5 protein-coding genes and 1 pseudogene are annotated in these 7,485 nt (G+C 68.2%); 2 read left to right on the forward strand and 4 right to left on the reverse strand.

The genetic code is table 11. The features are described from left to right. Nucleotides 1-21: 21 nt before the first annotated feature. A complete protein-coding gene (locus MTR65_RS05980) occupies nucleotides 22-2,151 on the forward strand; it encodes an acetate--CoA ligase family protein (RefSeq protein WP_243798112.1) in 2,130 nt (709 codons plus the stop codon). 85 nt (nucleotides 2,152-2,236) lie between these two features. Continuing rightward, nucleotides 2,237-3,562: an MFS transporter gene (locus tag MTR65_RS05985; RefSeq protein ID WP_243798114.1), complete on the forward strand. Its 1,326-nt coding sequence runs from the start codon at nucleotides 2,237-2,239 to the stop codon at nucleotides 3,560-3,562. Here the strand turns inward: MTR65_RS05985 and MTR65_RS05990 are convergent. The 4 genes and pseudogenes from MTR65_RS05990 to MTR65_RS06005 all read right to left on the reverse strand — a co-directional run. Then, nucleotides 3,559-5,310, reverse strand: coding sequence for a hypothetical protein (locus MTR65_RS05990; RefSeq protein WP_243798116.1), 1,752 nt, complete (start codon nucleotides 5,308-5,310; stop codon nucleotides 3,559-3,561). The genes MTR65_RS05985 and MTR65_RS05990 overlap by 4 nt on opposite strands. Nucleotides 5,311-5,313: 3 nt before the next feature. Then, nucleotides 5,314-6,396, reverse strand: a complete 1,083-nt coding sequence (locus MTR65_RS05995; RefSeq protein WP_226636628.1) for a protein-glutamate methylesterase/protein-glutamine glutaminase — start codon at nucleotides 6,394-6,396, stop codon at nucleotides 5,314-5,316. A 4-nt stretch (nucleotides 6,397-6,400) separates the two neighbouring features. Then, on the reverse strand, nucleotides 6,401-7,264 hold the full coding sequence (locus MTR65_RS06000; protein WP_243798118.1) for a CheR family methyltransferase: 864 nt from the start codon (nucleotides 7,262-7,264) through the stop codon (nucleotides 6,401-6,403). A 31-nt stretch (nucleotides 7,265-7,295) separates the two neighbouring features. Further along, nucleotides 7,296-7,485, reverse strand: a pseudogene (locus MTR65_RS06005) (methyl-accepting chemotaxis protein); the annotation flags it as partial.

Genomic DNA, 7,485 nt, shown 5'->3' on the forward strand with positions numbered 1-7,485 from the left:
TCGCCGGGAGAGGCCTCCAGAATGACCGTTACCACCCTTTCGCACGACGCCATTTCGCGCTTCCTGAAGCCCAGCTCGATTGCCATCGTGGGCGCGAGCGACAAGCCCGGCGCGCTTGGCGCCTCGGTGCTCAAGAACCTGGAACGCAACGGCTATTCGGGCGCCATCTACCCGGTCAATCCCAAGCGCGAGACGATCGGCACGCATCGCTGCTACCCCAGTGTCGACGCGCTGCCCGAGGGCGTGGACGTCGCCGTTCTGGCGATCCCGCAGCCCGCCGTGCTCGACGCGGTGAAGGGCCTTGCCGCGCGCAAGGCGGGCGGGGCCATCATCTTCTCGGCGGGCTTTGCCGAGGGCGGCGAGGAGGGCAAGGCCCAGCAGGCCGAGATCGCCCGCATCGCGGCCGAGCACGGCATGGTTATCGAGGGGCCCAATTGCCTGGGCGCGGTCAACTACGTCGATGCCGTGCCGCTGACCTTCGTGGAGACGCAGGCGTTGCCGCCCGCCGGGCGCCGCGCGCTCGGCGTCGTCTCCCAGTCGGGTGCGATGGCCGCGGTGCTGGGCGCGACCTTCGGCGCGCGCGACCTGCCGATCAGCTATTCGGTCTCGACCGGCAACGAGGCGGCAAGCGGCGTGGAAGACTACGTCGAATGGCTGCTGGAAGATGACGAGACCCACGTCATCGCCATGATCGTCGAGCAGTTCCGCAAGCCCGCCCGCTTCCTCGAAGTTGCCGCAAGGGCGCGCGGCGCGGGCAAGCCCATCGTCCTTCTGCACCCCGGCAAGTCGAGCGCGGCGCGCGAGAGCGCGGCCACCCACACCGGCGCGATGGCGGGCGACTACACGCTCATGCGCCGCAAGGTCGAGCGCGAGGGCGTGATCTTCGCCGAGACGCTGGAGGAGCTGGGCGACATCACCGAGATCCTCATGCACTGCCCGCACATGGAGCGCGCCGACATCGCGGTGCTGGGCGAATCGGGCGCCTTCAAGGCGCTGACACTCGACCTTGCCGAAGAATTCAATCTGCCCTTGGCGCAGCTGGACGATGCCAACGCACCGGCGCTGCGCGAGGCGCTGCCGCCCTTCGTGCCGGTCAGCAATCCGCTCGACATTACCGCCCAAGGGCTCAGCCAGCCCGAAATCTACACCAATTGCCTCACCGCGCTGCTCGACGATGATCGCGTGGGCGCGGTGGTCGCCGGGATCATCCAGACCGATCCTGTTACCATCGGCATCAAGGCACCCGCGATCCGCGCCGCGCTTGAGGGGCGCAGTTCGACCAAGCCGCTGATCTATGCCGGGCTCGACGAAGGCGCGCCGATCCCCGAGGAGATCATCACCGATTTCCGTGCGCGCGGCATTCCCTGCTTCCCCAACGCGGAACGTGCGATCCGCGCGCTCTCGCGCCTCGCCGCCTTCGCGCGCCGGGACCTTGCGAAGGGCGCGTTCGAGCCGACCCCGGTTGCAGGCCTCGATGCCTACACGGGCGTCGTCGCCGAATATCAGGCCAAGAAGCTACTTTCCCCACTCGGCCTGGCCTTCCCCGAAGGCGGCTTTGCCGACAGCGCCGAGGCCGCGGTCGCGGTGGCCGACACGGTGGGCTATCCGGTCGCGATGAAGGCGCAGGCGCAGGCGCTTGGCCACAAGAGCGATGCGGGCGGCGTTCTCCTGAACCTTGCCGATGCCGACGCGGTGCGCACCGCGTGGAGCACCATCCACGACAACGTCGCGGCCTACAACGCTGCGCTCGCGCTTGACGGCGTGCTGATCGAGAAGATGGGCGCGCGCGGCATGGAGATGATCGTGGGCGGGCGTAACGATCCCGAATGGGGACCGGTGGTCCTGGCAGGATTTGGCGGCGTGACGGCCGAGATCCTCAAGGACGTGTGCCTGTTCACCCCCGACATGACGCTGGCGCAGATCGAGGAGGGGCTGATGGGCCTCAAGTCGGCCGCGCTGCTATCGGGCTATCGCGGTTCGCCCCGGCTGGACGTGCCCGCGCTGGCCGCGCTCGTCGCGCAGGTGGCGGCGGTCCTTAGCGCGGAGCCAAGTCTCTCCGAACTCGACCTTAATCCCGTTATCCTCTATCCCGAGGGACACGGCGTGGTCGCGCTCGATGCCTTGATGCTGGTCGAGCCGGTCGCACCCTGAGGCGAAACGGGCCGCAAGGCCCGTTCTCCCCGAACACGAACAACACAGCGGCGCCGAAGAAGCGCCGCGAGAGAGGAAGTCCGGCATGAACGCATCACCGCAAGGTGCGACAGATCCCCGCGCCCTGATTGCGCAAGGCCCCATGCGCGCGCGTCAGGTGCTCGCCATCGGGGTGTGCGTCCTTTTGAACGCGCTCGATGGGTTCGATGTCCTCGCCATCAGCTTTGCCTCGCCCGGCATCGCGGCGGACTGGGGGATCGACCGGGGTGCGCTCGGCATCGTCCTCTCGATGGAGCTGTTCGGCATGGCTCTGGGCTCCTTCGTGCTGGGCCCCATGGCGGACCGGATTGGGCGCAAGCCGACCGCGCTCGCCTGCCTTGCGGTCATGGCGACCGGTATGCTGGGGGCGGCCTACGTCGGGTCGGTCTACGAGCTGGCGGCGCTGCGCTTTGGCACCGGCATCGGCATCGGCGGCATGCTCGCCTGCACCAACGCGATGGTGGCCGAATACGCCAACGACACGTGGCGCAAGGCCGCGATCTCGGTGATGGCGGCAGGCTATCCCATAGGAGCCATTACCGGGGGCGCCTTCGTCAGCGCGTTCCTGCTCGAAGACGGCTGGCGGGGTGTCTTCATCTTCGGGGCCGTGGTCAGCGCAGCGCTGATCCCCATCGTGCTGCTGCTCGTGCCCGAGAGCGTGGGCTTCCTCATGCAGGGTGGCCGCTCAGGCCGTCTTGCCAAGGTCAACCGCGCGCTGGCCGGGCTTGGCCATTCGGCTGTCGCGGCCGTGACCGAGCCGGAACTGGCGCCGCGCGCGAAAGTCTCGACCGCGCGCCTGTTCGCCCCCGATCTTCGCCGCACCACCATCCTTCTGACCATCGCCTATTTCACCCACGTCATGACCTTCTACTTCATCCTGAAGTGGGTCCCCAAGATCGTGGTCGACATGGGCTACGCGCCGTCCTCGGCGGGCGGGGTTCTGGTCTTTGCCAACATCGGCGGCCTCCTCGGCTCGTTGCTGCTGAGCGCGCTGCTGCTGCGCATCGGCCTGCGCCCGCTGATGGTGGCCGCGCTTGCCTGCTCGACGCTGCTGGTCATCAACTTCGGGCGCGGGGCGGGTGACCTCTCGGGCCTGTCCTGGGCGGCGGCTTCGGCGGGCTTCTTCACCAATGCGGGCATGGTCGCCTTCTACTCGCTGATCGCCGGAGCCTATCCGACCGAGGCGCGCGCGGGCGGCACCGGGTTCGTCATCGGCATCGGGCGCGGCGGTGCGGCGCTAGGCCCCGTGCTGGCAGGCTTCCTGTTCGAGGGAGGCCTTGGCCTTCAGGGTGTCGCCGTGGTCATGGGACTGGGCTCGTTCATCGCGATCCTTGCGCTCCTGGGCCTCAAGGGCGCGGCGCGCGAGATCTAGAACAGGCCATCGTCGAAATCGTCGAAATCGTCGAAGTCCTCGAACCCTGTGTTGTCGTCCGAAGCGCTGGCAGAGGGAGCGTTCCCGCTTGTCCCCAGCGCCGCCATGCCAGGGCGCAGGAAGCGGTTGTGGACACTGCGTTCGCCCGCCATCGTGTAGCTTTCCGCGATATTGTCCAGGAGGAGACGCAAGGGCCCATCGTCGCCCGGCGCGCCGGGGGATAGCGGGCTGGCGGACAGCGCCTGGGCTTCCTCGGCAATGCCCGGCGCCATCTGAAGCGCGGCGGCAAGGAAGCCTTGGGTCTGTTCCATCAGCTCGGCCATGCCGATCGCGCCCTGCTCGACGGTGGCCATGGCCATGTCGGTGGCCTGCGCGCTGTCACGGATCGTTTCGAGCGCCCCGGACAGTCCGGTGCCCACCGCGCCGTCGCCGTTGTCGGCCATCGAGCGCATGCGTTCCGAGATCGCGACCAGTTCGGCCTCGGCGCTGTTGATCCCGGCGATCAGCGTGTCGAGCTTGTCGGAGTGGCTGCGGATCTCGTTGGCGATGATCGAGACCGGCCGCCCGATGACCTCGGTCTTGCGGCAGCGCAGGCCGATGTTGATGGCCATCTGGCGCACATCGACGCGCAGGTTCCGGATCGCGGCCACGCGCTCGGTCACGGTCGCCACGGTCGCGAGGATCACGTCGAGCGTGGCCTCGGCCTGAACATCGGCTTCGTGCAATTGGCCGATCATCCCGGCCGCTTCCGCGATGCCGTCTTCCATGCGGCGCAGGAACAGGGCTCCGGCCTGCTCGTCGAAGGTGTCGCGGTCCTGCAGCGCGGTCAGTTTCTCGGCATTGGTGCGCAGGCGCTGTAGCGCGGCGACAAGCGCGCGGGTATCGCGTTCGTACTCCTGGGCGGTGTCCTCGACCTGCGCGTGGAGGAGGGCAAGGACATGGCCGCGCTGGGGATCGGACAGGGCCTGCCCTGAGGCCTGGTCGAGCCGCGTGCAGGCCTGGCAGACATGTTCGAGGCGCTGGCGAGCCCGGTCACCGACCTGGAGCGCGGTGAGCGCGCTTGCCAGTTCGCCCTGGATCGCGCGGGCGTGGTTCGAGGTGGCCTCGGCCAGGTCGACAAGCCCGTCCTGGTGGCTGGCAAGCGCTTCGGCGTCGCGGGCAAGCCGGTCAGGTACCTGGGGAATGACCTTGCGGCATTCGCGCAGGAGCCGGGCGTCGATGCCCTGCATCGAGGTGATGCTGGTGTCGAGTTCGGCCAGCTTGAGAGCGAAAGCCTCGCTCTCGCGGTTGCCCGCCCCCAGCTTCACGTTCATCTCGTCGGCGAAGTTCACGAAATCGGGAGCGCCCGAGGCCGCGATCTTCACGTTCATTGCGTAGATCTGAAGCACCTGCAGGCAACGCTGCACTTCGCTGATGGCGCGGCGCAGGTCGCGAGACACCTTGTGGATTGCGCTGATCTCGGCGCCGCGCCGCTCCAGGCTCTGCGCGACCTGGCCAAGCCGGCTTGCCGAATCGCGCAAGGTCGCGATGGCGGCTGTGGCCTCGCTCTTCGCGAAGACTTCGGCGACTTCGCGCAGCGCGCCCAGGATGATGTCGATGGTCTCGACGGTCTGGCCGAGCGCGAGCCCGGCCTTGTCGAAATGCCCGTTCAGCCCCTCGGCAACGGCCGCGAGGTTCTGGCGCACGAGATCGGCGCGCCCATCGGACGCGTCGGAGCCGGCATCGAGACGGTGGGCAAGGGTTGCCATGGTCTAGCGGACCGTGGCCTGCAGGAACTCGCGCGCAATCGCCGAGAGCGGAACGATGCGGTCGACCGCGCCGTGGGCGATGGCCTCCTTGGGCATGCCGAACACGATCGAGGTGGCCTCGTCCTGGGCAATGGTGCGCGCGCCGCCCTGTTTCATTTCGAGCAGGCCGCGTGCGCCGTCATCGCCCATGCCGGTCATGATGACGCCGACCGCGTTGGATCCGGCCGAGCGGGCGGCTGAGCGGAACAGCACGTCGACCGAGGGGCGGTGGCGTGAGACTAGCGGCCCATCGCGCACCGCGACGAGGTAGCGCGCGCCCTGGCGTTCGAGCAGGGTGTGCTTGCCCCCTGGCGCGATCAGGACGTGGCCGCGCATCACCGTGTCGCCGTCCTCGGCTTCCTTGACGCTCACCTCGCACAGGCTGTCGAGCCGCTTGGCGAAGGCGCGGGTGAAGTTCTCGGGCATGTGCTGGACGACGACCACACCCGGCGCGTTGGCGGGAAGCGCCTGGAGCACTTCGCGCAGTGCCTCGGTGCCGCCGGTCGAGGCGCCGATGCACACGACCATCTCGGTCGTGCGGCTCATTGGACGTCCGTCGGGCGGAGGCAGCATGGCGTCGGCAGTGAGCTTCTTTTGCGGTTCGAGCGAGGGCTGGGGGGAGGGCTTGCGGCCGGAGACGCGGGCGCGGGCCGCCGCCTTGACGACGTCGCGGATGGTGGCGCGGGCCTCCTGGAGATGCTCGGCCACGCCGACGCGGGGTTTCAGGATCACGTCCACCGCGCCCGCCTCAAGGGCCTCCATCAGGGTGTCGGAGCCATCCTCGGTAAGCGAGGAGCACATGACCACGGGGACCGGGCACTGGCTCATCAGCTTGCGCAGGAAGGTGATGCCGTCCATGCGCGGCATTTCCACATCGAGCGTGATGACGTCGGGCACTTCGCTCTGGATGATGCGCGCGGCGGCGAAGGGATCGGCGGCGGTCGCGATGACCTCGATCACCGGGTCCTCTTCGAGAATGGCCTTCATTGTCTGGCGCACGCTCGCGCTGTCATCGACGATGAGCACGCGCGTCTTGGCAAAAGGCATCGGGTCAGTTCCTCTGGAAGACGGTGCCGGATGCGGCCGTCAGGTTATGCTGGAATCCGCTGATCGATTCCGAATGGCCCAGGAAGAGGTAGCCCCCGGGGCGCAGCTGGTCGCACAGGCGGTTGACCACGGCCTCCTGCGTTTCGCGGTCGAAGTAGATGAGCACGTTGCGGCAGAAGATCATGTCGACCGGCTCGCCGATGGCGTAGTGGCGATCCATGAGGTTGAGGCGGCCAAAGGCGATCTTGCGGCGCAGGGCAGGCGCGATGCGAATTTCGCCGCGGCGCGGGTCCTTTGCCTCCATGACATAGGCCTTGCGCAAGGGGGCGGGCACGGGGTCCACCATCTCGCGCGGGTAGATGCCCCGGATCGCGGTGGAGAGCACCCGCGTGTCGAGGTCGGTGGCGAGGATCGAATACTCGAAACCGGAATTGCGCTGGGCAAAGGCGTCGAGCAGCATGGCGATGGTGTAAGGTTCGGCACCTGTCGAGCAGGCGGCACTCCAGCAGCGCACCTGCCGGCGACCGCTCTCGGCCAGTTGGGGCAGGATGGTTTCGGTCAGGTAGTCGAAATGGCGCGGCTCGCGGAAGAAGTCGGTCTTGTTGGTGGTGACCGCGTTGATGAGGTTCTCGATCTCGTCCGCGCCGTGGTCCTGCGAGAGGATCCACTTGCAGTAGGCTCCCAGCGTCGCGTGGCCCCCATCGCGCGCGCAGCGACGCAGCCGCCCTTCCAGCATGGTGCGCTTGGCCGGAGGCAGGTTGATCCCGGTGTGCTCGCGGATGAGAGCGGCAAGGCCCTTGAACTGGGCCGGGGAGATGGTGTCCCCGGCCGCGGGGTTCTCGAAGGGGACGAAGGCAGCGTCGTTCATGGCGGGCCCGCTTGCAGGAGGAAGGAAGGGATCAGGCAGCGAACCCGAAATCGGCGTCGTCGGAGTCCGGTCCACCCATGTTCATGTCGAGGGTGAAGCCCTGAGCACGCTCCTGCTGGTGCTGGACGCTACCGGGCCTGGGGGCAGAGGAACGCGCGGGCGCCTTGGGAGCGGACCGCGGGGCGGGCTGGGGCAGGGCGGCCTGACGCGGCGCGGGGGCC

It is taken from the genome of Novosphingobium mangrovi (genome assembly GCF_022818885.1).
Classification (GTDB): domain Bacteria; phylum Pseudomonadota; class Alphaproteobacteria; order Sphingomonadales; family Sphingomonadaceae; genus Novosphingobium; species Novosphingobium mangrovi.

Coding starts and splice junctions, on each gene's coding strand:
- MTR65_RS06000 (WP_243798118.1), bottom strand. CDS start 7,264: ATGAACGACGCTGCCTTCGTCCCCTTCGAGAACCCCGCGGCCGGGGAC.
- MTR65_RS05985 (WP_243798114.1), top strand. CDS start 2,237: ATGAACGCATCACCGCAAGGTGCGACAGATCCCCGCGCCCTGATTGCG.
- MTR65_RS05995 (WP_226636628.1), bottom strand. CDS start 6,396: ATGCCTTTTGCCAAGACGCGCGTGCTCATCGTCGATGACAGCGCGAGC.
- MTR65_RS05990 (WP_243798116.1), bottom strand. CDS start 5,310: ATGGCAACCCTTGCCCACCGTCTCGATGCCGGCTCCGACGCGTCCGAT.
- MTR65_RS05980 (WP_243798112.1), top strand. CDS start 22: ATGACCGTTACCACCCTTTCGCACGACGCCATTTCGCGCTTCCTGAAG.